Here is a 24,485-nt window from a genome sequence, read left to right on the forward strand (position 1 = left end):
CAAGTCTAGCTACGGCGTTCCTACGGACTCGCCACCGGGTAGGCGCTCAGGAACAAACCGGTGTTGGGATCGACGGCGACCTTCATGTACTCCTCGCCCTGGGTCCCGATCGCCCTGCCCATGGGGAAGATGTACACCGCGTCGTCGCCGGGAACCCTGATGGCCTGGGCCTGCTTGGCCCATGCCTCGTCGACGAGATCGAACAGCTTGTTCGGGTTGTTCTCGAGGAAGACGGTGTGGGTTGCCCTGGTCGGGTCCGGCACGGTGTGGGCGAGCAGGTGGTCGATCTTGTGGCCGTGCTTCCTGTCCGGCCCGTAGATGAGACCGCCCGGCGACACGAAGTGGTCGCCGCCCATGTCCGCGAACGTGACCGGGCACGTCGCATTGTGGACGAGGACCGGAGTTCCGCCCGCGAGCACGTAGTAGGTGTGGATGTCCCGCACCGACAGGTTGAACACCTGCTGGACGCGCCGGTCCTCCTGTGCCGACACCACGGTGGCCGTGGTGCCGTCCGGCGTGCGGACCTTGTCGCCGGGGACGACGCCGTCCGCGTTGACCCAGTCCTTGCGGTTGGCCAGCCAGATCGGGTGAGCCGCGGTGGCGGTGAAGCTGCCGACCCGGCTGCCCGACTCGCCGTCCTCGTCGACCGTGATGGTCACGAGGCGCTTGAGACCCGAGGTGGTGAACAGCTGCTCGACCGCGCGGGCCGCTGTCCTCTCGGTCCCCGGGTCGGTGCTGAGCACCCGGTCGCCGACACGCACGTCCTTGATGGGCTTCGTCCGGCCGTCGGCCATCAGGACGGGGGTCTGCGGCGTGAAGCTGTTGCACTTCTTGAAGACCTTGCTGCCCTTGCTGAACAGCGACTTGAAGAAGCCGGACGCCTTGTCGCCCCACTTGCCGAACTTGACCGCGCTCGCGCCGTAGCCGAGTCCTGGCACGGCGGAGGCGCAGGACAGGGCCGCGTCGCCCAGGGCGTCCGACTTGCCGGACGCCGCTTCACCGCCGTACCAGGCGCAGTTGGCGCCGTCGGCGGCCTCTCCGAAGCCGGGGATCAGGCCGAGGACGTCGAGTGCGAAGTGGCCGCCCTCGGAGAGCACCGCACCCCAGTCGATGTCCTCGCTCTCGCGCAGCCAGTCGTTGAAGTCCTTGATCTCCTCCCGGAACTGCTTGGCCTCCTCGCTCCTGAGCTTGGCGAGCTCCTCCTCCTGCTTTTTCTCGACGGCGGCGATCAGGGCTTCCTTGGCTGCCGTCTCGGCGGCCTCGGAGTCCTTGCCCGCAGCCTCGGCAGAGGCACGGGCGGCGTTGGCCGAGGCCCAGGCGTCGCTCGCGGAGGCCTGCGCGGACGCCGCGGAAGCCTCCGCCTGGGCCGCGGAGTTGGTCGCACGCCGGGCCGCGCTGTGGGCATCGGCCTCGGCCGCGCGGGCCGTCCTGGCGGAGTTCGCCGCGTCGGCGGCGGACGCCTCCGCGGCGGCCGCGGACTTGCGGGCCTCCTCGGCGTACACGCCCGCCTGCTCGGCGGACTCCGCGGCCTGTGCGGCGTACTGCGCCGCCTCTTCGGCGGCCTTGCGGGCCTCTGCCGCGACCTTCGCCGCCAGGGCGGCGTTCTGCTGGGCGGTCGCCGCGACGCTCGCCGCACCGGCGATGATCCGCTGGATCCGGGACACATGGGTGGCGGTCAGCAGGTCCTTGCGCTGCGCCCGGAACTGCCCGACCTCGATGAAGTCGTGGAGCATCTCCGGCGGGCCCGCCAGCGCGACCCGGGCAGCGGCCTTGACCTCCGGCGTGCCCTCGCTCATCAGCTGGACGGCCCGCACGCGCTCGTCATTGGTGCGGGCCGTGTAGTAGCCGGAGGCGATGAAGGCACGCAGGGCTTCGGTCGTACCGGCGTCGAGGGCCGCCTGTCCTGCCTTCCTGACGTCCGGGCCGGCTCCCTCCATCAGCTGGACGACCCTGACGCGGTAGTCGTTCGCCGCCGCCTGGTGCTGACCCGTCTCGAGGAACTCGCTGATCGTGGCGGCGTCGCCGGTCAGTGCCGTCCGGGCGGCCGTCTGGACGGCGGAGTACTCCGAGTCCCAGGCCAGCCGTACGACACGGTCGGTCTCGTCGTGCCTGTCGGCCAGTTCAAGGCCGCTGCGCACGTACTCGACCACCTGGCTGCCGGGGCCGCTCAGGGCGACCTCGGCGGCCGTGGCGCTCCAGGGGCCGCGGGTCTTGGCGACGTGCAGGGCCACCTTGCGGGCCTGGGGCGTCACCGCAGCGACGTCGACGTCCGGCTGCGCCACCTCGGCGGCGAGCCGCTCGGCCTCCGCGTCGAGCAGCTTGGCCTGCTCGATCGCCTGCTGTGCGGCGGCGCGGCGCTCGTCGATGGCGATCTTGGCGGCCTTGGCCTCCTCGATCGCGGTGGTCGTACGGTCCGCCAGCTCCGCCGCCTCGACCTCGCGTGCGAGGTCGAAGGTGGCCCGCGCCTTGGTGACCGCGGCCGTCGCGGCGTCCGCGGCGGTCTTGGCCGCCGTCGCGTGCTTGGTGGACTCGGCGGCGGCGGTGGCCGCGTCCCCGGCGTGCTCCGCGGCCGCGTCGGCCGCCACCGCTGCGTTCTCCGCGTGGACGGCGGCCGAGTTGGCCGCGTCCCTGGCCTCGAAGGCGGCCTTGGCCGCCTTGGCTGCCAGCGCCTGCGCACGGTTGGCGGCGTTGGTGGCCGCGGCGGCGTGGCGGCGGGCCTCGGCCGCGGCGGCCCTGGCCCGCTCCGCCTGGGCGCTGGAGACGTTCGCGTAGCCGCTGGCCTCTTCCGCTGCGGCCGCGGCCGCGTTGGCGTGGACGCCGGCGCCGATGGCGGCCTTCGCGGCGTTGCCCGCCTCGGTGGCCGCGGTGCCCGCGTACTCGGCGGCCTGTGCGGCCTTCTTGGCTCCCTGGGCAGCCTTCCGGGCGCCCTCGGCGGCCTTGCGGGCGGCGTCCGCCTTCGTGGCGTCGGTCGCCGCTTCCGCGGCGGCGTTACGGGCCCGGGACGCCGCCTGTGCCGCCGCAGCGGCGGCGGATGCGGCCTGCGATGCGGCGTTGGCGGCGATACGCGCCGAGGTGTTGGCGGCGCGAGCCGAACTGATGGCCTGCTGCGCGGCCTTGGCCGCGCCGCTTGCGGCGTCGGCGGCCCGGCCGGCGGCGTTGGACGCCCTCTTCGCGTCGTCCTTGGCCGCCTCGGTCTCGGCCGCGGCGGTCTGCGCGGCCTCCTTGGCGAGCTTGGTGGCGGCGATCGCCCGGTCCGACGCCTCCTTGGCGGCTTCCGTCTCCGCCTTGGCCTGGCGTCCGGCCTCCTCGGCGAGCGCGGCCAGTTCCGTCACAGTGGCGAGCTCCTGGTCACGGGCGCGCGCGATGTGCTGGCCCACCTCCAGGAATTCTCGGACGTCGTAGATCGAGCCGTTCATCGCGGCCTCTGCGGCCTCGCGCACGGCCGGGCCGCCGGTGCTCAGGATCTGAACGACCATGACCCGGTCGTCGGCGTCGCGAGCCGTGTACTGGCCCTCGGCGATGAACGCCCGCACGTCCTCGATCGTGCCGTTCATGGCCGCGGTGCCGGCTTCCTTCACCCCCGGCCCGCCGGCGGAGATGATCTGCGTGGCCCGCACCCGCTGGTCCTGCTCCAGCGGAAGCTTCCAGCCGTCCCGCAGGAAGGCGTCGAGGTCCTCCGGCGTCCCGGCGAGAGCCGCCTCGGCCGCCGCGCGTACCGCGCGTCCGCCCGCCGAGAAGATCTGGACCGTGGCCACCCGGTCGTCGCTGAGCTGGGCCGCCGGGTACTCGTGGTCGAGGAACGTCTGTACGTCCGCGTCCGACCCGAGCAGTGCGACCTCGGCGGCCGCCTTGACTCCGGGTCCGCCGGCCCTCCACAGCTCCAGCACCCGGCCGCGATCGGTCGGCGGGATGTACTCCCCCGTGTCGCTCTGGGTGCTGCTTGCTGCCGCTTCGACCGCCGAGGCGGGAGCGGATCCGACGAGCCCCACGACGAGAGCGAGGAACAGGCTCAGGCACAGCGCGTGTGTCGCGGCCGCTGCTCCCCTCCTCCGCCCTCGGTGGTTGGCTCCCCCCGGTATGCGCACGCTCGTGCGTGACGCTCCGAAGGGGAGCCGATTTCTTGGTCTCAAGGAACGAGCCACCCCTCATATATGCCGGCAACTCCCCTGGCCGGCCTGCCACTTTGGCCAGCACAGCATAGGAGGTCGGTGCGACAGAGGCGGCCGTTGGACGATCACCGACGGCACTCACGGAGGCGGTCGAAGGCCGGTTCCGGGCGCCGCCGGTGCGGGTGCTGGTGCGAGTGCCGGGGCGGCCTAAGGCGGGTCGACGTCGGTGACGACGGCGATCAGCCGGTACTCGTCCTCGCCTTCCGCGCGGGAGACGCCGACGGCTGTCCAGTGGCTCCCGACGCGCCACATGTGCAGATCCTCGACGCAGTGGCTCAGCTCCTCCCACGGCTGCGGTATCTCCTCGCCGCAGATGCTTCCGATGAACACCGACCACAGGGCGAACCACTGGCCCTGACCCCACCGGCTGCTCAACGCCGCGACCAGCGCCTCGCACTCCGCCTCGTACGGCTCGCGTGACCGGCCGGCTGTGCGGTCGGACGCGTCCAGGCCGTCCGCCGGCGTGCGCAGGCGGGCCAGGTGGTACCCAGGGCCGCTGTCGCCGAGCTGCGACCTCTCGCGCTGCGCCGGGAAGGGGCGGCCGCGCAGCAGGTCGATCGCAGCGAGATGCTGTGCCGTGGTCATGCACCCATTGAACCGGCAGGCACCGACAGTTGGGACACGGTGACCCGTTCCGCGGGCCCGCCGCCCGGGCCGGAGACCCGGCGCGGCGCCGGCAACGAGTACGATCCGGCCAGAGGCGGCACAAACGGGGAGGACACACGTGGGGCGGCTGACCGGCGGCGATCCGTCGCTGTTGCGGCGGATCAACTCCGCGGTGGTACTCCATTCACTGCGGGGCGCCGACTCGCCCACGCTCACCGACCTGACCCGGATCACGGGCCTTTCGCGGCCGACGGTGGAGGGCGTGGTCGAGGGTCTGATCGAGAGCGGCCTGGTCGTCGAGGCCGTGCCCGACGAGGGTGAGGCCCGCCGGCAGGGACGGCCGGCGCGGCGGTTCAGGTTCCGTGCGGAGGCCGGGCACCTGCTGGGGATCGAGATCGGTGCCCACCGGGTCGCGGCGCTGCTGTCGGGTCTGGACGGGCGGATCATCGGGGCGGGTTCGCGGGAGGTGTCCGAGCGGGCGAGTGCCGACGACCGGCTGGAGCGGGTGCGGTCGGTGGTCGCCGACCTGCTGCGGCGCACCGGTGTGGCGCGAAGCAGCCTGCGCGCGGTGGGTGTCGGCTCGCCGGGGATCGTGGAGGCCGACGGGACCGTGCGGCTGTCGACGGCGCTGCCGGGCTGGACGGGGCTCCCCCTGGGCGAGCGGCTGCGCCGGTCGTTCCGGTGCCCGGTGCTGGTGGAGAACGACGCCAACACCGCCGCGGTGGCCGAGCACTGGAAGGGCGCGGCGACGGACTCCGACGACATCGTGTTCGTGCTCGCGGGGCTGAGCCCCGGCGCGGGGTCCCTCATCGGCGGGCGGCTGCACCGGGGTTACGGCGGTGCGGCGGGTGAGATCGGCGCCCTGCACCTGCTGGGCAGGGACGAGACGCCGGAGAAACTGCTGTCGACGACCGGTGAGCCGCTGCACCCGCTGGACGAGCAGGCGGTGGCGGACGTCTTCGCGCTCGCCAGGAACGGTGACGAGGGAGCCCTTGCCGCCGTCGACCGGTTCAACAAGCGCCTCGTGCACGACGTGGCCGCGCTGGTGCTGGCCCTTGATCCGGAGCTGGTGGTCATCGGCGGCTGGGCGGCCGGGCTGGACGGGGTACTGCCGCCGCTGCGTGACGAGCTGTCGCGCTACTGCCTCCGGCCGCCGAGAGTGGCGCTGTCCCTGCTGGGCGAGGCCGCTGTGGCGACCGGCGCGCTGCGGCTTGCGCTGGACCATGTGGAGGAACAGCTCTTCGCCGTCGAGGGAACGGTGACGGCCCGCCGCTGAGCAACGCGGCGGGCCGGTCGCGACCGGTCCGGGGCCGGCCGGGCGTCGGTCCTGTCAGGAGGCGCGGCGCTCCTGGCCGTGGTGGCTGATCTCGACGTCGCCGCCGAAGGTCAGCCGGCAGGTGTCGGCGCGGTACGTGGCGACGGACACCGCGGCGGTGCGGCCCTCGGAGAAGTACCGCGTCGTGACGACGAGGACGGGCGCGCCCGGGAGGCGGTCCAGCTCCTTGGCGTCGACGGCGCCCGCGGATCCGAGCTCGACGGCGCGGTCCTGGCCCGCGAGGTCCAGGCGCTGCAACTCGCGCAGCACACTGCGGGCGAGCGCCGGGCCCGACGGCGCCTCGATGACGGGCAGGTCGGGCACCGAGGCGGACGGCACGTAGAGCAGTTCGGCGGCGACGGGCTGGCCGTGGCTCATCCTCAGCCGGCGCACCGTGTGCACGGCTTCGTCGGTCTCGGTGTCGAGCAGCCGGCCCACGGCCGCCGACGGCACGGCCACGGTGCACTCCGCGGCCTGCCAGGCGTCGTGTCCCGTGCCGGGCCAGTCCTGGCGCGAGGTGGTCACGTCGACGCCCACGCGCGGCGGGGCGACGGTCGTGCCGACGCCGCGGCGGCGCTGCAGGCGGCCTTCGAGCTCGAGCTGCTCGAGCGCCTGCCTGAGAGTGGCGCGCGCGACGCCGAAGCGGGCGGCCAGGTCCCGTTCGTTCGGCAGGATCTCGCCGACGGTGAAGTCGGTGTCCAGTGCTTCGGCGAGCACGGTCTTGAGGTGCCAGTACTTAGGCTCCGGCACCGATTCCAGCTGCGTGGTCCCCACCCTGATCCTCCGCGATCGCCGTACCGGCGGCTGCTGTTCCGCGCCCTTGTTTATTAAAGGTTCCTGCACTATCCCTGCGACCATAGGACGGGCCCCAAACTTGGTCAAGACCAATCCTGAGGGTGTCACGCTGTGGAATCGCCCACTTGCGCGGCGCGTTCGCGCCGTCTTCGTACTCAGCCCGGCCCGGGCAGCACAAGACCCCGCGGCCGGATACGGTCACGGGGTCCGCGGTGCGCCGACGGCCGGCGTCAGGGCGTGCCGAGCGAGGCGAGAGCGGTGAGCTTGTCCGGGTTCCTGATGATGTAGACGCATTGAATGCGTCCGTCCAGTACCTCCAGCTGCACGACGGAGTCCAGCCGGCCTCCCAGGGCGACGATCAGGGCGGGCGCGCCGTTGAGTTCGGCGAAGCGGAGCTCCACGTCCTGAATCGACTCCTGTGTGACCGCGCAGAGGAAGCGGCCCACCTTGTCCGCGCTCTCGATGATCCGCAGCGGCGCCTTGGACTTGCCGCCGCTGTCGCCGACCAGCCGTACGTCCGGGGCGAGCAGGGAGAGCAGGCCGTTCAGGTCGCCGCCCGCGGCGGCGGACAGGAACCGCTCGGTGAGGTCACGGCATTCGGCAGGGTCCACGTCGTACCGGTGCCTGCGCTCGTCGACGTGCTTGCGCGCCCGTCCGGCCAGTTGCCGCACGGCCGCCTCCGACCGGTCGAGCGTGGCCGCGATCTCGGCGTACGGGAAGCCGAACGCCTCGCGCAGCACGAACACGGCGCGCTCCAGCGGCGACAGCGACTCGAGGACGACCAGGACGGCCAGCGACACGGAGTCGGCGAGCACGGCCTGCTCGGCCGTGTCGGGAACGGAGGGGCCGAAGTGGGTGGCGATGGGCTCGGGCAGCCACGGGCCGATGTACGACTCGCGACGCGACTGGATGTGCCGCAGCCGGTCGATCGCGAGGCGCGTGGTGGTCCGTACGAGGTAGCCGCGTGCTTCGCGCACGTCGTCGCGCGCCTCGGCCGACCAGCGCAGCCAGGCCTCCTGGACCACGTCCTCCGCGTCGGCGATCCGGCCGAGCATGCGGTAGGCGACGCCGGTCAGGACGGGCCGGTGCTCTTCGAAGACGTCGGTCACGGTGTCTGTTGCCACTCCTCCATCCCAGCCGACGGCGCTCCGGCTGTCCAGCAGGTTCCGGTGCGGCGCTCGGCACATCCGCACGCGGGCCGGTACCGCCCCTTGAACTCGGATCTACCGAGCGGTAATTGTTACTGACAGTCTGTCTACAGCAGTGCAGCGCAGGGAGCGTGCAGCATGGCCGCAGAAATCTCGTTCTCCGTCCCGACCCCCCGGGGCAGCCGCACGCTGTCCGTCACCTACGAACGCCGAGGCACCGGCGAGCCGCTGCTGCTGCTCCACGGGATCGGCCACCACTGGCAGGCCTGGGAGCCCGTGATGGACATACTCGCCGCCGAGCGCGACGTCGTCGCCGTCGACCTGCCGGGGTTCGGCGCCTCCGCCGCGCTGCCGGAGGGTGTCCCGTACGAGCTGGGAACCGTGTCGACGGTGCTCAGCGCCTTCTGCGCGGCGCTCGGCATCGACCGGCCCCACGCCGCCGGCAACTCCCTCGGCGGCCTGCTCGCCCTCGAGCTGGGCCGCGAGAAGCTGGTCCGCTCGGTGACCGCGCTCTCGCCGGCGGGCTTCTGGTCGGAGGCCGAGCGGCGCTACGCCTTCACCACCCTGCGCACGATGCGGCTGGGCGCGCGGTACATGCCGCTGCCCATGGTCGAGCGGCTGTCGCGGTCCGTCGCGGGGCGTGCGGCACTGGTCAGCACGATCTACGCCCGCCCCGGGCGCCGTTCGCCCGAGGCCGCCGTCGCCGAGACCCGCGCCCTGCGGGGCGCCACCGGCTTCCACGAGACGCTCGCGGCCGGAGGCGGCGTGATGTTCACGGACGACGTCCGCGACGTCCCCGTCACCATCGGCTGGGGCACCAAGGACCGGCTGCTGCTGCGCCGCCAGGGCGTACGCGCCAAGCACGTCATCCCCCGGGCACGTCTCGTCAGGCTGCCCGGATGCGGCCACGTCCCCATGAGCGACGACCCGGCCCTGGTGGCACGCGTCCTGCTGGACGGCAGCCGCTGATCCGGGGCGCATCGGGTCAGGTGGGCGGCCCGTCCTTCGGCGGAACGCGCACGACCAGGAGGGCGACGTCGTCGTCGTTGTCATCGGGACGCGCTCTTTCCATGACGAGATCGGTGAAGCCCTCCAGGGGCCGGCGGGCCAGAGAGGCGGCGTTCCGGCGCAGCCTCTCCAGGCCGTCGTCGAGAGAGCGGCCAGGCGATTCGATCAGGCCGTCGGTGTAGAGCACCAGAGTGGACTGCGGCGGCAGGACGACCGTTGCGTCCTCGCGGGGAATGCTGACGTGAGTGCCGAGCAGGAGGCCGTGCCCGTCCGTGAGGTAGCGGCTCTGACCGTCGTACGTGACCAGCAGTGGCGGCGGGTGGCCGGCGTTCGTCCAGCGCAGCGTCCACTGCCCCGTGGCGTCCGTCTCCAGCCGGCCGAAGATCATGGTGGCCAACTCGACCTCGGAGATGTGGGGAATGGCCTCGTCGACATGGCCGACCACGATGCTGGGCGGTTCCTGGTGCGTCCAGGCGTATGCCCGAAGGATGTTCCGGAGCTGGGCCATTTCGGCCGCCGCGTCCAGGTCGTGCCCGACGACGTCGCCGATGACCAGGGCCAGGGACCGGTCAGCAAGGTAGAAGGCGTCGTACCAGTCGCCTCCGACCTGGGACGCGTGCGGCGCCGGCAGATAGCGGGCGGCCATTTCGAGACCCGGTACGGGCGGCATCTGGGGCAGCAGGTGACGCTGCATGGTCTCGGCGACCTTGCGCTGGCGCTGGAAGAGACGTGCGTTGTCGAGTGCCAGGCCGGCGCGGCGGGCAATGTCCTCCAGCAGTGGGATGTCAGCGCTGGTGAAGGGCTCCGGGCGGTCGGATCTGCCGAGGGTCAGAGCCCCGAGGACCTCTCGTAGACCGCGGATGGGCGCGATGAGCGCAGTGTGCATGTGAGTGACGTCGAACAGTCTGGCCTGCTCGACGGCGATACCGGAGTCGGGCGCGCCCTGGTACGTCGCGGGCGTCGCCAGGGTGGACCCCGCTCCCCGCAGTGCCCGGGACAGCGGCTGGGGGGAGACCTGGGGGATCGGCGGCATCGCTCCCTCCAAGTCCTTGCGGCGCACCAGGCGGCCCCCCTCCTCGTGCGCGACCACGGTGCGCCAGACCTCGTCGTTGTCACTGATCAGGTCGACGACCGCCCAGTCCGCGAGCAGTGGGACGACCAGCCCGACCAGACGGTCCAGCGCCTCGTCGACGTCCAGGGTGGAGGTGAGCTGGGTGGTGGTCTCCGCCAGCAGAGCCAAACGTTCCAGCTCCGACAGCAGCTCCATGCTGAGGGCCGGTTCCTGCTGCGACGGCTCGGCGCCCTCGTGCTCGTGGAAGACCACCAGGGCGCCCATTTCGTCGGCGCTGATACGCAAAGGGGTCGCCAGCCAGGACATGGTCAGCAATGTCCCGTCACCGCGCTCGAAGTGGCCCAGATCCTCCTGCCGGGTGCGTCGGGACATGAAGGCTTCCATCATGGAGCACTGGCTCCTGGGAACAGGCATGCCATTGCCGTCCCGGTGGAGGAGATCATGCGCATCCCGGCCCAGCAGGTCGTCGGCGCTCCGGGCCAGCAACGTCTCGGCCTCGTGGTTCACCGCGACGATGGCGCCGTCGGCGTCCACCGCGTACGCACCGGCCTTGAGTCCTGCCAGCCAGCTTCCGAGCCACAGTTGCAGCGCAGTGCCACGTTCCCCGTCGCCTGCCCGACCACCACGTTGCGCGACCACTTCTCCGCACCTCCGCACTCGTGCCGGCCATGTCCGGAGCCTCCGCGGCCCTGGCCGGACACCACCCGGCGTCCACAGGGCCCACCCACGACGGGTGCCTTGCGTCGGCCTTGTCGGGCAGGGGGAGGCGGGGAAAATGTACAGGGTACGCCGGACTCTTCCCGCGGGGACACCGGCAGACGCGGCCTTGGCATTCCAGAGTACCGAGCCGAAATCCGGGCCCACCGTGGCCGGGGCCTCCTGCCTGCTCCTCTCCTGAGCAGCTGACGCATGCAACACCGCGGCCAGGAGATCGCCGAAGCGGTTCCGGCAGTGCTCGGCAGAACAGCCCTCGGGCACGCCGCCTCCCAGGCCGGCACCTCCGCACGCCGGCCGGCCGAGGCAGTGGGGACGTACCACTCCACCGGCCGCGCCGCGCTCGACGCCCGCGACAGGACACCGCCGGCGGCGTGGAGAATGGACCTGCCCCGGAGCGGCACCTGACCGGGGCAGTTCGCGTGGAGACAAGTGAGACGCCCCGGCTGCCGGGCCGGTTCGGTGGCGGCAGCAGGACGGAAACGGAGCCGTGATGGATCAGCAGCACTTCTCGGAGATCACCTCGTTCCTCGAGGACCGGCTCCGTCCGCTCTTCGATCCGGAGACCGGCAGTGACCACGGTTTCGGGATGGACGACACCTCCCGTGCGCTGCGTGCGCTGCGGGGCGCCGTTTCGAGTGCGGGGGCGGTGAAGGGGATCTGCGAGCAGCGCGCCACGGCAGAGGGCGAGTTGAGGGGCGTCATCGACCAGACGCTGGCGCACCACTGGGACCAGTTGGTCGGTCTCGCCCGGCACTGGGAGGACCACCCCGACTTCCGGCCGGAGTTCAAGCGCGGTTCCTGGGACTTCGAGGCCGAGCCGACCGCGGCGAACGTCTCCGGGGGCTGAGGACCGGAGCGGCGCCGCGCGTCACTGCCCCCGTGGCCGGGCCCGGAGCGCCGCGTGTGACCCGGCGTACGTGAGCGCTCCCGCGGCGGCGGCGATCAGGAGGTAGAGCCACCACAGCCGGATGTCGCCCCCAGGGGTGAGCACCAGGAGGATGACGAGCGTCCCGAGGGCGACCCGGGCCGCGCCCGCGCCCGGCGACATCTGCTTCGGAGCGTCCATGATGTGTTCCTTCCCCTCCGTGGGCGCGGGTACGCCGTTCACCCGGCGTTCGCCCACCGGACTCGGCCTGCGGCTAGGCATGGCTCGGCACACCGGCCGGCAGCACCTGGAGGCGCAGACATGTCACAGAATCCGCAGAGTTCTTTCCCCGCCCGCCGTTCCGTCCTGCGCGGCACGGTCGCCGCGTCCGCCGCGCTCGCGCTGCCCGCCGCCGGCGCGGCGGCGGCGCCCGCGCTGGCGTTGTCAGGGCGGCCGCGGGCCGGCTGGGGTGTGCAGACCGGTGACGTCACCACCGACTCCGGCCTGGTGTGGGTGCGTTCCGACCGGCCCGCCCGGATGATCGTGGAGACGTCCGCGACGGGGTCGTTCCGGCGGGCCCGCCGGTGGCGTGGCCCGCTGCTGGGACCGGGCACGGACTTCACCGGAACGACGGCGCTGCACGGTCTGCCCCCCGGCGAGCAGGTGCACTACCGCGTCACGCTCGCGGACCCGGACGATCACCGGCGTACCGGCGAGCCGGTGTACGGGACGTTCCGCACCGCGCCGGCCGACCGCCGCCAAGGGGTGCGGTTCCTGTGGTCGGGCGACATCGCAGGACAGGGCTGGGGCATCAACCCCGACATCGGCGGCTACCGGGCGTACGAGGAGATGCGCCGGCTGGACCCGGACTTCTTCCTCTGCAGCGGCGACACCGTGTATGCGGACGGCCCGCTCGTGGAGAGCGTGCCGCTGCCGGACGGGCGGGTGTGGCGGAACCTGATGACGGAGGAGAAGTCGAAGGTCGCCGAAACGCTCGACGAGTACCGGGGCACGTTCCGCTACAACCTGCTCGACGACAACGTCCGCCGGTTCAACGCGCAGGTTCCGACGATCGTGCAGTGGGACGACCACGAGGTGCGCAACAACTGGTACCCGGGTCAGATCCTGGACGACGCGCGGTACACGGAGAAGGACGTGGACGTGCTCGCGCGCCGTTCGATGCGGGCCTTCTCCGAGTACTTCCCCGTCGGCACGCTCGACGGGCGGCGCGGCGGCGAGGGCCGTGTCCACCGGGTGGTGCACCACGGGCCGCTGCTGGACGTGTTCGTCCTCGACATGCGGACGTACCGCAACGCCAACTCGCCGAACCGGCAGGCGGACGACGACCAGGGCATCCTCGGTGCGGAGCAGCTCGCGTGGCTCAAGCGGGAGCTGGCCCGGTCGCGGGCGGTGTGGAAAGTGATCGCCTCCGACATGCCGATCGGGCTCGTGGTGCCGGACGGAGCGGCGAACTTCGAGGCCGTGGCGCAGGGGGATCCGGGTGCGCCGCTCGGGCGTGAGCTGCAGATCGCGGAGCTGCTGCGGTACATCAAGCACCGGCGGATCACGGGCACCGTGTGGCTGACCGCCGATGTGCACTACACGTCGGCCCAGCACTACGCGCCGGAGCGGGCGGCGTTCAAGGATTTCGCGCCGTTCTGGGAGTTCGTGTCGGGTCCGCTGGCCGCCGGTGGTTTTCCTGCGAACGCGCTCGACGGCACCTTCGGGCCCGACCGGGTGTTCGTCAGGGCGCCTCAGCGGGCAAACGTGTCGCCGATGGAGTCGCCGCAGTACTTCGGCGAGGTCGACATCGACGGCGGCAGCGGCGAGTTGACGGTGCGGCTGCGCGCGGAGGGCGGAACGGTCCTCTTCGGCCGGACGCTCCAGCCGGGGCGCGTCGGCCAGTGACGGGTACGGTCCCGGCCGTAGGGGGCGGCCGGGACCGTGCCGGGCGGAGTGCTCTGTCAGCCTTGCCTCATGGAAGCGAACACTCCGCGCCAGAAACGGTCAAAACCAGTGGATAGCGCTCCAGACAGGCGCTTAACCCATCAGTCACAAAGCGTTCGTGATCACGCAACACCGTTAGGCCACAGTGAAGCCATGACAGATGTGACTTCCGCGAAGAGTGCCCGCCACCCGCACCACTGGCGGCGGGACCTCGTCGAACTGGCCGCCATGTTCACCGCCGTGGCCGTCGCCGACACCATCGCCAAGCTGATCGGGCACACCCCCGACGGGCCGTTCCTGCTCGTGGCCTCCGCGGTGGCGCTCGCCGCGACGGCCGCCTTCCACACATGGTGGGCACGGCGCCACGGCAACGCACCGCCCCTCGGGACGGCGGCGGGGAGCCCGGCCGCCGCGCACGGGCGCGAACACGACGAGCCCCGCGAGACCGCGCTGTGGCGGATGCGCACCACCGTCCAGGACACCCCCGGCAGCCTCGCCGCGCTCTGCGGCGCCCTGGCCGGGCTCGGCGTCGACATCCTGACGCTGCAGACGCACCCGCTGGCCGACGGCACGGTCGACGAGTTCCTGCTGCGGGCGCCCGCCTCCCTCCAGGCGCGGGAGCTGACGCGCGAGGTCGCGGCGGCCGGCGGCAGCGGCACCTGGACCGAGCGGGCCGACGCCCACGACCTCGTCGACACGCCCACCCGGGTGCTGGGCCTCGCCACCCGTACCGCCCTGGACGCGGCGGAACTGCCGCTGGCGCTGCGGCAGCTGCTCGGCCGGTGCACCATCCGCTCGCGCCCGGCCGTCTCGCCGACCGGCCGCCCCGCCGGCGAGATGCCCCCGGTCGAGGGAGTGCTGGAGGAGACCGTGATGCGGCTGCGCGACCCGAACGGCGGCGCCATCACCGTCGAGCGCGCCCATCTGCCGTTCACCCCCACCGAGTTCGCCCGCGCCCGGGCTCTCGTCGAGCTGGACGCGCGCCTCGGCCCCCGCGTCCCGCGCAGCCAAGACGTCCTCACCCTCCCGGAGGGCAACGAGATCACCGTGCGCCGCGCGGACCAGGGCGACACCGCGGCCGCGCTCGCCATGCACGAACGGTGCTCCGACCGGACGCTCTCCCTGCGCTACCACGGCCCCGTCCAGGACGCGGACCGCTACCTGAACCACCTGCTGAGCCCGCGCTTCGGCCGCACGCTCGCCGTGGAGACCGCCTCCGGGCGACTGGTCGCCCTCGGCCACCTGCTGTGGGACGGGGACGAGACCGAGGTCGCACTGCTCGTCGAGGACGCCTGGCAGCGCCGTGGCATCGGCTCGATGCTGCTCGAGCGCCTGACGGGTATGGCCGCCGAGGCCGGCTGCGAAAGCGTCTACGCCGTCACACAGGCGTCGAACACCGGGATGGTCGCCGCCATGCGCGGCCTCGGCCTGCCGCTGGACTACCAGATCGAGGAGGGGACCCTGGTGGTCACCGCCCGACTGGACGCGGCTGCAGTCCCTCCCGGTCCCCTTCACGAGCGGGCTGAGCAGGCAGGGCGGAGCGGACGGACCGAGCGCTGAGCGCCTCGGTCAGGTCCCGCCACAGGTCCTCGACATCCTCCAGCCCGACCGACATCCTCAGCAGACGGTCGCTGACCCCCGCGGAACGGCGGTCGTCGGCGTCCACGATGCGGTGGCTGATGGAGGCCGGGTGCTGGATCAGGGTGTCGACGCTGCCGAGGCTGACCGCCGGCGTGATCAGCCGGACTCCGGCGATCACGTCGTGCGGGTTCCCGTACACCTCGAAGGAGATCATCGCCCCGCCGATGCTCGGGTAGTGCACCCGGGCGACGCGGGGATCGGTGGTGAGCCTGCGGGCGAGGTCGGCCGCGGTCGTGGACGCGGCCCTGACCCGTACCGGCAGCGTGGAGAGCCCGCGCAGCAGCAGGTACCCGGCCATCGGGTGGAGCACGCCGCCGGTCGCGAAGCGCACCTGGCGCAGCTTGCGGGCGAACTCCTCGTCGCAGGCGACCACACCGCCCATGACATCGCCGTGACCGCCGAGGTACTTGGTCGCGCTGTGCAGCACCAGCCGGGCACCCTCCTCCGCCGGCCGCTGGAGAACCGGGGTCGCGAAGGTGTTGTCGACCAGCAGCGGCACCGAGCCGCAGGCCTGCCGCACGGCCCGCAGATCGACCTCGGCGAGCGTCGGATTGGCCGGGGTCTCGACCATCACCAGGCCCGTGTCGGGCCGCAGCGCCTCACCGATGCCGGCCGGGTCGGTCCAGGTGACCTCCGTGCCGAGCAGTCCGGCGTTCAGCAGATGGTCGCTGCAGCCGTACAACGGCCGGACGGCGACGACGTGGCGCAGGCCCATGCTCGCGCGCACCAGCAGCACGGCGGTGAGGGCCGCCATGCCGCTGGCGAAGGCGACGGCGCTCTCGGTGCCCTCGAGCTTGGCGAGCGCCGTCTCGAAGCGGGCGGTGGTCGGGTTGTCCAGCCGTGCGTATACAGGAGGCCCGTCCGGCCGTGCTCCGGTGGTGGCGAACGCGTCGATCCGCGCCGCCTCACCAGCGGCGTCGTGCGACGGGTAGGTGGTCGACAGGTCGAGCGGCGGCGCGTGCACACCGAGCTCGACGAGGTCCTCGCGTCCGGCGTGCACGGCATCGGTGGCCAGGGCCCGGGTCGCGGGCGTGGCCGAAGCTGCGATCTCCATGGCTGCACTGTGAACAGTTACCGGGAGGTAGCGATCCTCCTCCGTGCTACGTTCGGCAAATGGCTGATTCCGTCGCACTGGACCCGATCGATCTCCATATTCTCCGCCTGCTGCAGAACGACGCCCGGACCACCTACCGGGACCTCGCGGCGGAGGTCGGCGTGGCCCCCTCGACCTGTCTCGACCGGGTCACCAGGCTGCGCCGCTCCGGTGTCATCCTCGGCCACCGGCTCTCCCTCGACCCCGCGCGGCTGGGCCGGGGGCTCCAGGCTCTGCTGCTGGTCCAGGTGCGGCCGCACCGGCGGGAGCTGATCGGTCCGTTCGTCGAGCGTATCCGCGCCCTGCCGGAGTCGCTGGCGCTGTTCCATCTCACCGGCCCCGACGACTATCTCGTCCACGTCGCCGTCACGGACATGACGGACCTGCAGCGCCTGGTTCTCGACGAGTTCACGTCACAGCGTGAAGTGGCCCGGGTGGAGACGCGGTTGATCTTCCAGCAGTGGGAGTGCGGGCCGCTGCTGCCCCCGGCGGCGGCCGACACCGGCTGATCCGGCCAGACCGTCCGGTTGCCAGGCGCCCGACGGCCGATGGTGGTGACGAGGGGACCTGCGTTCGTACAGGATGGGCCCATGCCAGAGACTTCCAGCAGCGCGCTGCCCCGCCAGGTCGCCGACACCTACGTCGACGCACTCATCGAGCTTGATCCGACCCTCGGTACCTACCTGGGAATCAAGGAGAGTTCCGGGCTCCTGCCCGACTATTCGCCCGCCGGACAGGACGCGCGCGCCCGGCTCGCCCGAGAGACGCTGGCCAGGCTCGACGATGCGGAGAAGCTGTCCGGCGCCGACAGCGACGCCGAGCGCCGCTGCGGGCGGCTGCTGCGGGAGCGGCTCACCGCCGAACTCGCCGTCCACGACGCCGAGGAAGGCCTGCGCGCGGTCAGCAACATCCACTCCCCCGCCCACACGGTGCGCGAGGTCTTCACCGTCACCCCGGCGGAGACGGAGGAGGACTGGGCGGCGATCGCCGAGCGGCTGCGGGCCGTCCCGCGGGCACTGGAGGGCTACCGCGAGTCGCTCGCGCTCGGGGTCGAAAAGAAGCTTCTCGGCGGGCCGCGCCCCACCGCCACGTTCATCGAGCAGCTGACGGAGTGGAGCGGCGGCGCCACCGGACGCGGCTGGTTCGAGGAGTTCGCGGCCGCCGGCCCCGCCTCGCTCCGCGTCGAACTGGACGTCGCGGCCCGTGAGGCGACCCGCTCCGTGGCCGAGCTGCGCGACTGGATGCGCGACGTGTACGCGCCCGTCGTGGCGGGCGCCCCCGACACGGTCGGCCGCGAGCGCTACGCCCGCTGGTCCCGCTACTTCAACGGCACCGACCTCGACCTCGACGAGGCGTACGCGTACGGCTGGTCCGAGTACCACCGGCTGCTCGCCGAGATGAAGAAGGAAGCGGAGAAAATCCTTCCGGGGGCGGGGCCGTGGGAGGCGCTGGCCCACCTCGACGTGCACGGTGAGCACATCGAGGGCGAGGAGGAGGTCCGGGTCTGGCTGCAGAACCTGATGGACGAGGCGATCGAGGCGCTCGACGGCACCCACTTCGAACTCGCCGAGCGGGTACGGAAGGTGGAGTCCCGTATCGCTCCGCCCGGCGGCGCCGCCGCGCCGTACTACACCGGCCCGTCCGAGGACTTCTCGCGGCCCGGCCGGACGTGGCTGCCGACCATGGGCGAGACGCGCTTCCCCGTGTACGACCTGGTGTCCACCTGGTACCACGAGGGCGTGCCCGGCCACCATCTGCAGATCGCCCAGTGGACGCACGTCGCCGACCGGCTCTCCCGCTACCAGGCGTCGGTCGGACAGGTCAGCGCCAACGCGGAGGGCTGGGCGCTGTACGCGGAGCGCCTGATGGACGAACTGGGCTACCTGCACGACGCGGAGCGGCGCCTCGGCTACCTCGACGCGCAGATGATGCGGGCCTGCCGGGTGATCGTCGACATCGGTATGCACCTGGAGCTGGAGATCCCCGCGGAGTCGCCGTTCCACCCGGGCGAGCGGTGGACGCCGGAGCTGGCGCAGGAGTTCTTCGGCATGCACAGCGGCCGGCCGGCCGACTTCGTCGAGAGCGAACTGACCCGCTACCTGTCGATGCCTGCGCAGGCGATCGGCTACAAGCTGGGCGAGCGCGCCTGGCTCCTCGGCCGCGAGAACGCGCGGCGCGCGCACGGGGACGCGTTCGACGCGAAGGCGTGGCACATGGCGGCGCTGTCGCAGGGGTCGCTGGGGCTGGACGACCTGGTGGAGGAGCTGTCGCGGCTGTGACGGGGGTGTGAGCCCGGGGGTGCGTGCGGGTGCGGGTGCGGGTCCGGGTGGGTGGCGCCTGCGGCGGGCCTGCCCCCTCCCCGCTGCACCGATCTGCGGCTCCGCCACGTGGCGGGGCAAGCCCCGGACCCCGTAGCGCGCTTCGCGCGGTGGCCTCAAACGCCGGCCGGGCTGACTGTGTCGGCCTCGCCGGCGTTTGAGGCGCGGGGGTCCGGGGGCGGAGCCCCCGGTTCGGGAAGGGGCGGGGTGGGGAACGGCCCCGCGCAGCGGCCACCCATGCCAACACGCCGACCGCTCCCGCCCCGTCAGTGGCGGAAGCCGCCCTCCGAGTCGATGACCTGGCCGGTGACCCACTCCGCCTCGTCCGTCGCCAGCCAGGCGATCAGACGGGCCGGATCGTCGGGCATGCCCCATCTGCCGGCCGGGAACATCGCGGCGATCGCGTCGTACGCCTCGCCGTCCAGATAGTCCGTGTCGACCGGGCCCGGGTTGACGCAGTTGACGGTCACGGCGAGGTCGGCGAGCGAGGTCGCCAGGGAACGGGTCGCGGACGCCAGGGCGCCCTTGGCGAGGGCGTAGGCGATCTCGCCGGGCATGCCACCCGCGATGTCCTGGCCGGAGGTCATCATCAGGACCCGGCCGCCCGGCGTCCGCTCGGGCAGCGTGGCACGGGCCCGCGCGTACGCCTGGACCAGCAGGATCACGGAGCGTGCGTCGACCGCCCAGTGCGCGTCCAGCATGGTGGCGTCGATCGCGTCCAGTGGACCGTCGAAGCCGCTCAGCGCGTGGTTGGCGACCAGAATGTCGAGCCGCCCGCCGAGCGCGTCGGCCGCCGTGGCGAGCAACTCGGCCGGGGCGTCGGCCTCCGACAGGTCCGCGGGGCCGTGGCACACACGGACCTCGGGGTCCCCGAGGGCTTCACGTACGCCGGAGGCGACTGCTTCGGGACCGCCGGGGGCCGCGCCCCACGGCTGGGCGGCGTCGTGCGGAACGTGGTGGTGGAGGTAGACACTCGCGCCGTACGCGGCGAGGCGCCGGGCGACCGCGTAGCCGATGCCGCCGGTGCGGCTGGCCCCTGTGACGAGGGCGGTCCTGCCGCGCAGCGGGAGGACGTCGCGTCGCAGCGACTCGGCGGAGGGAGACGGAATCCTGGGCATGACCGATCATCGTGATCGATCCGGTGGGTGCTGTCATGCGGTTTCACGCATCGGCGCCCCCGCGAAATCGGGTACCACCGCGCCGGTCCTGTGCGGCGCTCTTCGCATCATGCGCACTCTCTTCCTCTCCCCCCGGATCACCGTCACGGGAAAGGCACTTGCGGCTGCCGCTGTCCGGCGGGGCATGCGTACGAGGACTCTGCACGACTGGCGGGTGCCGCAGGAGTGCCAGGGCGTGCCGGGGGGCTGCCTCTACGCCGGACCGCTGTTGCGGACACGGTGGCCGGCGGGCTCGGGCTCGGCCTGCTGGAGGCGCCGGATGCGTGGCTAACCGCGCTCCCCCTGGAACTGACCGGTCGGCAGATCGAGTTGACGACGGTCGCAGGGCGTCGGCCCGCTCGTAGTCGCCGGTGATCTCGGCCAGTACCGCCATCGTGTAGCCGCAGTGCAGCAGGCCCCAGCTGTCGTCGAGTCGGGTGAAGAGTTCCTGGCTGTTCCTGGCTTCGCCCACCACCGGCGCGCACCTCGGCGAGATCACCCCGCAGGAGAGCCTGCCGCGCCCGTGAGCCGTACGCCGCGGCGATGCCCCACCGGTCCTCTGCGGCTTCGAAGTCCCGCAGCGCCAGGGCCACCACGCTCCCGCTGCGGTCCAGGTCCTCACCGGAGGTGAGCAGCGCATGGCCGACGAACCAGCGGGCCCGCACGAGTTCCTTCGGGTCGTCTTCGGCCTCGTCGGGCGGGACCGGCTGCGGCGAGGGCCGCGCGACGGGCGTTGCGCCGGCTCTCTCCCCCGAGCCCGCTCCTGCTCCTGCTCCTGCCAGGAGGGCGAATCCGGTACGCCACCGGAGGGCCCGCGTACGCAGGCCCTCCGGTGCGGTGTCGGCGACGGCCAGGACGCTCGTCTGGGTGCGCAGCGCTTCACACAGCCGACCGCGCAGGAACCAGTACCAGGTGAGGGCGAGCACCGGCCTCAGCGCACCCTCCCCGTCGTGCCGCGCCACCGCCCGCTCGACGGCGATCCGCCGGTCGGGAGTCGCCCGGTCGAGAACGTCGAGCCCCCGGTGCCGGCCGGGGCCCCGGAGCTGTTCCGCCGCCTGCTCGGCCAGCTCCTCGCCCGCCTCCGTCAGCCGCTCCCGTGCGTACGCCGCGACGGATTCCGGCAACCGGTAGACAGGACCCTCGCTCACCGTGACCATCGACCGGTCGACGAGCCTGATCAGCGACTCCAGGGGTGTCCCGCTCCGGCCCGCACACCGCTTCCGCCGACCGCACGGTGAAGCTTCCGGCGTGTACGGCGAGTCTCCTCAGCACGCGCCGTTCGGTCGCGCTCAGCAGGTCCCAGCTCCAGTCGATCACCGCGCGGAGGGTCCGCTGGCGCGGCGGGACACCACGACGGCCGCCGGTCAGCAGGCGGAACCGGTCGTCCAGCCGGGCGGACAGCTCGTGGACCCCGAGGGCCCGAACGCGGGTGGCCGCCAGTTCCAGGGCCAGCGGAACGCGGTCCAGGCGCCGGCAGACGGCGGCGACGGCCGTTGCGTTCCCGTCGTCGACCACGCAGCCGGGCGCGGAGGCGGCGGCGCGCGCGGTGAACAGGGCCTCCGCATCGGCCTGCGACAGCGGGGGCACGGTCCAGACCGCCTCCCCCGCCAGCCCCAGGGGCTCCCTGCTGGTGGCGAGGATCCGCAGCCGGGGCGCCGCGGCCAGGAGGCCGCGTACCACCTCGGCCGCCGACTCGATCACATGCTCGCAGTTGTCCAGCACGAGCAGGAGTTCCCGCGGGCGAAGGGCGTCCTCCAGCCCCAGCGCTGCGTCCTCGCGCACGCCCAGGGCGGCGCTCACCTGTTCGGCGGCCTCGCCCGGCCCGGTGAGCACGACCATGCGGACACCGTCGGGGAAGGTGTCGCCGGCATGGCGGGCCACTTCCTCGGCCAGACGGGTCTTGCCGACGCCACCGGGCCCCGTGAGGGTCACCAGCCTCTCTGCGGTGAGCAGTCGGCGCACGGCGCCGAGGGCTTCGCCTCGGCCGACGAGTGCGGTGAGCGGCACGGGCAGCCTCGGGGCGGGAGCCACGGGCGCCGCCCCCGGTGCAATCGGGGGCGCCGGATGGCGGCGGGGTGGCGGAGTCGCGTCGAGCGCCTCGTCCTGCTCGAGGACGGCCCGGTGCAGTGCGGTCAGTTCGGGGCCGGGGTCGACGACCAGTTCCGAGGCGAGTCGCCGGCGCAGTCCGATGTAGACGTTCAGCGCCTCGGCCTGCCGTCCGGCCCGGTAGAGCGCCCGTATTTGGAGGGCCCGCAGACGCTCTCTCAGTGGGTGGCTCGCGACCAAGTCGGCCAGCTCCGCGAGGATTACACGGTGCAATCCCAGTTCCGGACGGGTTTCGGCCAGCGTCTCCCGGGCTGTCAGCCGCTGTTCGTCCAGCCGCTCGACGGCGGCCCGCAGGAAGGCGGCGTCGCGCAAGTCGGCGAAGGGTCGCCCCGCCACAGGGCCAGCGCCTCGGTCAGCAGCGTGGCCCTGGTCCCGGTGTCGGCCGCGTCGCCGACGGCTGCCGTCACCGTCTCGAACCGGCCGACGTCCACGTCCTGGGCACCGACGCGCAGCAAATACCCGGGCGCCTGCGAGACCACGAGTTTCTCGGCACCCGGCTGTGCGCGTCCCAGGACCCGGCGCAGCCGGGAGACCTTCGTCCGCAGCGCTCCGAGCGGGTCGCGGGGCAGCCCGTCGCCGTCCCCCCAGAGGTCGTCCACGAGCCGGTCGGCGGAGACGGGCCGGCCGGCGTGGATCAGCAGGTCGGCCAGGAGCGCCCGGACCTTCGCCTCCGGGACGGCCACCTGTTCGCCGCTGTTCGTCAGGACGGTGAGCGGCCCGAGGACGGAGAAATACACGGCGCCACGCTAACCGACGTGCCTCGGACCGCCCGTCAGGGGACCGACATGAGTCCGACAGAACTCCGACAGCGGCGTCCGGCACCTTGATCCCACACCCGGCGCCGGACGGCACGGGTGAAACGGAAGCCTCACGAAGGCTTGTGACGCAAGGGGATCGTCCATGTCGGAGAACTTCATGTACGACGGAGGCACGGTGTCGGTGATCGGCCTGGGGCACATGGGGACGCGGCTGGCACAGGCGTTCCTCGCCGGGGGTGTTTCCACGACGGTCTGGAACCGCACCGCGGCGAAGGCCGACGCCCTCGCCGCGCGGGGTGCGAAGCGTGCCACGACCGTCGCGGAAGCGGTCTCCTCCGCCTCCGTGGTGGTGGTCTGCCTGCCCGAGTACGACACGGTCCGGGCACTGCTCGAACCCGTCGGTCCGGACCTCGCCGGACGGGTGCTGGTGAATCTCACGTCCGGCACGCCGGAATCCGCCCGTCTGATGTCGCGTTGGGCCGCCGACCACGGCGCCGGCTACCTCGACGGCGCCGCGATGAGCGGCACCCGCCTGGTCGGAGGCCCTGACGCGCTCTTCGTCTTCAGCGGTGCGGCAGAGGCGTTCGCCGGCCACCGAACGACGCTCGTGAGTCTGGGCAACGCCGTTCACCTGGGTGACGATCCGGGCCTGGCGGCCGTCTACGACACCGCTCTGTTCGGGCTGGCGTGGGGTGCGCTGGCGGGCTTCTACCACGCTCTCTCGCTGGTCGGCGTGGAAGATGTGGACCCGGCCGCGTTCGCCGAAGTGGCCGCGGGGCACATGCCCTACGTCACGTCGCTCATGACGGATCACGCCCGCCAGGTCCAGCAGGACCGCTATCCGGCCGACGACGGGACCGTCCAGGTGCACGCCGCGGCGATGCAGCATCTGGTCGACGCCAGTCTGGCGGGCGGCCTGCGCACGGACGTACCGGAGTTGATGAGGTCCCTGCTGGAGCGTGCCGAAGCGGCGGGGCACGGAGCGGACGGCATGGCCGCCGTCGCACGGACGATCCGGTACGGGGCACAGCGTGTACGAGACTGACCGGACCGCGCGTGCCGTGTCGGGGCTGGGCCGCACGGGCCAGGCCGACCGCGGCGGACTTGCCGGTCAAAGGACACGGCGCGGACGGCTTCTCCGGCGTGTTCGGGCCGCTGAAGCCGCCGTCCTTTGCCGGCTGACCGGCGCGCACGCGGCCCGGGTCCCGCACGCGGGCCTCCGAAGCCGGCTCAGCAGCCGCAGTCGTCCGCGTCTACGGGCGCGGTGAGCGGGTCGGCGTCGCGGGTGGTGCGGCCCTGCCAGGTGTCGTACGGGAAGCCCTCCCTGGCCCAGTACTCGAAGCCACCGAGCATCTCCTTGACCTGGAAGCCCAGTTGGGCGAGGGCGAGGGCGGCGCGAGTCGCTCCGTTGCAGCCGGGGCCCCAGCAGTAGGTGACGACCGGTACGGACCTGTCGAGGAGTTCCTCGGCCTGCTCGGGGATCAGAGCGGTCGGCAGGTGCACGGCGCCGGGGATGTGGCCCTGGTCCCAGGACTCGGTGGAGCGGGAGTCGACGACGACGAATCCGGGGTCCCCGCCGGCGGCGAGCGCGGCCCGGACGTCGGAGACGTCTGCGTGGAAGGCCAGGCTCGCGGCGAAGTGGGCGGCCGCGGCGGCCGGTGAGGCGGGTGGAACCCGCAGGACGGGGTTGGCGGTGCGGGCCTCGGTGATGTCGCTCTGCGTCGTGGTCATGTCCAAGAATCTAGGGTCGGCGAACGCCTCCAGGAAGTG

The 24,485-nt window shown here is 72.6% G+C and carries 20 protein-coding genes; 9 read left to right on the plus strand and 11 right to left on the minus strand.

The features are described 5' to 3' along the window. Positions 1-20: 20 nt before the first annotated feature. Together OGH68_RS04870 and OGH68_RS04875 are read right to left on the minus strand one after the other, a co-directional pair. Positions 21-3,989: a polymorphic toxin-type HINT domain-containing protein gene (locus OGH68_RS04870; protein WP_264242072.1), complete on the minus strand. Its 3,969-nt coding sequence runs from the start codon at positions 3,987-3,989 to the stop codon at positions 21-23. A gap of 327 nt (positions 3,990-4,316) precedes the next feature. After that, the gene (locus tag OGH68_RS04875; RefSeq protein WP_264242073.1) at positions 4,317-4,754 is read right to left on the minus strand and encodes a hypothetical protein; all 438 of its coding nucleotides are present in this window, start codon (positions 4,752-4,754) and stop codon (positions 4,317-4,319) included. A gap of 139 nt (positions 4,755-4,893) precedes the next feature. On the opposite strand from OGH68_RS04875, the gene OGH68_RS04880 reads away from it, so the two are divergent. Then, entirely contained in the window at positions 4,894-6,051 is a 1,158-nt protein-coding gene (locus OGH68_RS04880; protein ID WP_264242074.1) for an ROK family transcriptional regulator, read from the plus strand. A gap of 54 nt (positions 6,052-6,105) precedes the next feature. Here the strand turns inward: OGH68_RS04880 and OGH68_RS04885 are convergent, their stop codons facing one another. Further along, complete coding sequence (locus tag OGH68_RS04885; RefSeq protein ID WP_264249910.1) at positions 6,106-6,864, minus strand: GntR family transcriptional regulator; 759 nt, start codon at positions 6,862-6,864, stop codon at positions 6,106-6,108. A gap of 251 nt (positions 6,865-7,115) precedes the next feature. After that, positions 7,116-8,009: an RNA polymerase sigma-70 factor gene (locus OGH68_RS04890; RefSeq protein WP_264242075.1), complete on the minus strand. Its 894-nt coding sequence runs from the start codon at positions 8,007-8,009 to the stop codon at positions 7,116-7,118. A 162-nt stretch (positions 8,010-8,171) separates the two neighbouring features. Between OGH68_RS04890 and OGH68_RS04895 the strand changes: the two genes are divergently transcribed. Continuing rightward, positions 8,172-9,002: an alpha/beta fold hydrolase gene (locus OGH68_RS04895; RefSeq protein WP_264242076.1), complete on the plus strand. Its 831-nt coding sequence runs from the start codon at positions 8,172-8,174 to the stop codon at positions 9,000-9,002. Between the two features lie 16 nt (positions 9,003-9,018). Here the strand turns inward: OGH68_RS04895 and OGH68_RS04900 are convergent, their stop codons facing one another. Then, positions 9,019-10,701: a SpoIIE family protein phosphatase gene (locus OGH68_RS04900; protein WP_264249911.1), complete on the minus strand. Its 1,683-nt coding sequence runs from the start codon at positions 10,699-10,701 to the stop codon at positions 9,019-9,021. Between the two features lie 321 nt (positions 10,702-11,022). Here OGH68_RS04900 and OGH68_RS04905 point away from each other — a divergent pair, with 321 nt between their 5' ends. Further along, complete coding sequence (locus OGH68_RS04905) at positions 11,023-11,235, plus strand: hypothetical protein (protein ID WP_264242077.1); 213 nt, start codon at positions 11,023-11,025, stop codon at positions 11,233-11,235. An 85-nt stretch (positions 11,236-11,320) separates the two neighbouring features. Next, entirely contained in the window at positions 11,321-11,677 is a 357-nt protein-coding gene (locus tag OGH68_RS04910; protein ID WP_264242078.1) for a hypothetical protein, read from the plus strand. Positions 11,678-11,698: 21 nt separating this feature from the next. Here OGH68_RS04910 and OGH68_RS04915 read toward each other — a convergent pair whose 3' ends face one another. After that, positions 11,699-11,896, minus strand: coding sequence for a hypothetical protein (locus OGH68_RS04915; RefSeq protein WP_264242079.1), 198 nt, complete (start codon positions 11,894-11,896; stop codon positions 11,699-11,701). Between the two features lie 120 nt (positions 11,897-12,016). Between OGH68_RS04915 and OGH68_RS04920 the strand changes: the two genes are divergently transcribed. Further along, positions 12,017-13,603, plus strand: coding sequence for an alkaline phosphatase D family protein (locus tag OGH68_RS04920; RefSeq protein WP_264242080.1), 1,587 nt, complete (start codon positions 12,017-12,019; stop codon positions 13,601-13,603). Positions 13,604-13,795: 192 nt separating this feature from the next. After that, positions 13,796-15,202: a GNAT family N-acetyltransferase gene (locus OGH68_RS04925; protein WP_264242081.1), complete on the plus strand. Its 1,407-nt coding sequence runs from the start codon at positions 13,796-13,798 to the stop codon at positions 15,200-15,202. Here OGH68_RS04925 and OGH68_RS04930 read toward each other — a convergent pair. After that, entirely contained in the window at positions 15,111-16,337 is a 1,227-nt protein-coding gene (locus OGH68_RS04930) for a trans-sulfuration enzyme family protein (protein WP_264242082.1), read from the minus strand. The genes OGH68_RS04925 and OGH68_RS04930 overlap by 92 nt on opposite strands. A 59-nt stretch (positions 16,338-16,396) precedes the next feature. On the opposite strand from OGH68_RS04930, the gene OGH68_RS04935 reads away from it, so the two are divergent. Further along, positions 16,397-16,885 carry an Lrp/AsnC family transcriptional regulator gene (locus OGH68_RS04935; protein WP_264242083.1) on the plus strand — a complete coding sequence of 163 codons (489 nt, stop codon included), beginning with the start codon at positions 16,397-16,399 and terminating at the stop codon, positions 16,883-16,885. A gap of 81 nt (positions 16,886-16,966) precedes the next feature. Beyond that, on the plus strand, positions 16,967-18,655 hold the full coding sequence (locus tag OGH68_RS04940; RefSeq protein ID WP_264242084.1) for a DUF885 domain-containing protein: 1,689 nt from the start codon (positions 16,967-16,969) through the stop codon (positions 18,653-18,655). A gap of 305 nt (positions 18,656-18,960) precedes the next feature. Here OGH68_RS04940 and OGH68_RS04945 read toward each other — a convergent pair whose 3' ends face one another. The 3 genes from OGH68_RS04945 to OGH68_RS04955 form a co-directional block, all read right to left on the minus strand. Continuing rightward, positions 18,961-19,812 carry an SDR family oxidoreductase gene (locus OGH68_RS04945; protein ID WP_264242085.1) on the minus strand — a complete coding sequence of 284 codons (852 nt, stop codon included), beginning with the start codon at positions 19,810-19,812 and terminating at the stop codon, positions 18,961-18,963. Between the two features lie 918 nt (positions 19,813-20,730). Next, positions 20,731-22,293, minus strand: a complete 1,563-nt coding sequence (locus OGH68_RS04950) for an ATP-binding protein (RefSeq protein WP_264242086.1) — start codon at positions 22,291-22,293, stop codon at positions 20,731-20,733. Next, positions 22,212-22,694, minus strand: coding sequence for an AfsR/SARP family transcriptional regulator (locus tag OGH68_RS04955; RefSeq protein ID WP_264242087.1), 483 nt, complete (start codon positions 22,692-22,694; stop codon positions 22,212-22,214). Before OGH68_RS04955 ends, OGH68_RS04950 begins: the two co-directional genes overlap by 82 nt. 163 nt (positions 22,695-22,857) lie before the next feature. Here OGH68_RS04955 and OGH68_RS04960 point away from each other — a divergent pair, with 163 nt between their 5' ends. Further along, complete coding sequence (locus OGH68_RS04960) at positions 22,858-23,760, plus strand: NAD(P)-dependent oxidoreductase (RefSeq protein WP_264242088.1); 903 nt, start codon at positions 22,858-22,860, stop codon at positions 23,758-23,760. 185 nt (positions 23,761-23,945) lie between these two features. Here the strand turns inward: OGH68_RS04960 and OGH68_RS04965 are convergent, their stop codons facing one another. Continuing rightward, complete coding sequence (locus OGH68_RS04965; RefSeq protein WP_264242089.1) at positions 23,946-24,446, minus strand: rhodanese-like domain-containing protein; 501 nt, start codon at positions 24,444-24,446, stop codon at positions 23,946-23,948. Positions 24,447-24,485 lie beyond the last annotated feature (39 nt).

It is taken from the genome of Streptomyces peucetius, from assembly GCF_025854275.1.
Classification (GTDB): domain Bacteria; phylum Actinomycetota; class Actinomycetes; order Streptomycetales; family Streptomycetaceae; genus Streptomyces; species Streptomyces peucetius_A.

Excerpts from the sequence above, each read along its gene's own strand:
- OGH68_RS04915 (WP_264242079.1), bottom strand. The coding sequence starts at position 11,896 with ATGGACGCTCCGAAGCAGATGTCGCCGGGCGCGGGCGCGGCCCGGGTC.
- OGH68_RS04895 (WP_264242076.1), top strand. The coding sequence starts at position 8,172 with ATGGCCGCAGAAATCTCGTTCTCCGTCCCGACCCCCCGGGGCAGCCGC.
- OGH68_RS04905 (WP_264242077.1), top strand. The coding sequence starts at position 11,023 with ATGCAACACCGCGGCCAGGAGATCGCCGAAGCGGTTCCGGCAGTGCTC.
- OGH68_RS04965 (WP_264242089.1), bottom strand. The coding sequence starts at position 24,446 with ATGACCACGACGCAGAGCGACATCACCGAGGCCCGCACCGCCAACCCC.
- OGH68_RS04920 (WP_264242080.1), top strand. The coding sequence starts at position 12,017 with ATGTCACAGAATCCGCAGAGTTCTTTCCCCGCCCGCCGTTCCGTCCTG.
- OGH68_RS04960 (WP_264242088.1), top strand. The coding sequence starts at position 22,858 with ATGTCGGAGAACTTCATGTACGACGGAGGCACGGTGTCGGTGATCGGC.
- OGH68_RS04945 (WP_264242085.1), bottom strand. The coding sequence starts at position 19,812 with ATGCCCAGGATTCCGTCTCCCTCCGCCGAGTCGCTGCGACGCGACGTC.
- OGH68_RS04935 (WP_264242083.1), top strand. The coding sequence starts at position 16,397 with ATGGCTGATTCCGTCGCACTGGACCCGATCGATCTCCATATTCTCCGC.
- OGH68_RS04940 (WP_264242084.1), top strand. The coding sequence starts at position 16,967 with ATGCCAGAGACTTCCAGCAGCGCGCTGCCCCGCCAGGTCGCCGACACC.
- OGH68_RS04910 (WP_264242078.1), top strand. The coding sequence starts at position 11,321 with ATGGATCAGCAGCACTTCTCGGAGATCACCTCGTTCCTCGAGGACCGG.
- OGH68_RS04875 (WP_264242073.1), bottom strand. The coding sequence starts at position 4,754 with ATGACCACGGCACAGCATCTCGCTGCGATCGACCTGCTGCGCGGCCGC.
- OGH68_RS04925 (WP_264242081.1), top strand. The coding sequence starts at position 13,796 with ATGACAGATGTGACTTCCGCGAAGAGTGCCCGCCACCCGCACCACTGG.
- OGH68_RS04930 (WP_264242082.1), bottom strand. The coding sequence starts at position 16,337 with ATGGAGATCGCAGCTTCGGCCACGCCCGCGACCCGGGCCCTGGCCACC.